Source organism: Brumimicrobium salinarum (assembly GCF_002844555.1).
Taxonomy (GTDB): Bacteria; Bacteroidota; Bacteroidia; order Flavobacteriales_D; family Crocinitomicaceae; genus Brumimicrobium; species Brumimicrobium salinarum.
Genome location: NZ_PJNI01000084.1, coordinates 1 through 325 on the forward strand (window position 1 = coordinate 1; position 325 = coordinate 325).

At 47.1% G+C, this 325-nt stretch carries 1 protein-coding gene; it reads left to right on the forward strand.

All coding sequences use genetic code 11. The features are described from left to right. A partial coding sequence (locus tag CW751_RS15250) for a plasmid pRiA4b ORF-3 family protein (protein ID WP_165779344.1) occupies positions 1–325 on the forward strand: 325 nt, incomplete at both ends.

A 325-nucleotide genomic window follows, 5' to 3' on the forward strand; every position in this document is an offset into this window, starting at 1 on the left:
TAGTGCAGGGCTGGGGGGACGACCATCTCCATCAATTTCACATTTATGGCAAAGATTACGGTATCTCCTACGAAGGAGGCATCGGTTTTGTCGATAATCCGTTCCGGGTCGTGATTGATGATTTTGCTTTTGATGCTGGCGATCGCTTTACCTATGAATACAATTTCTTTGAGCACTGGCTTCATGACATTCGTGTTGAGGCCATTTATGAAAACTCTACGCTGAAAGCGCCGTTTTGTATAAGCGGCCATGGTATGCCCGGAGCCACAGCTGCGGATGAGTTCGATAAAACCCTGGCGTTTCTTGAAGCTATCGTTAATGCGGA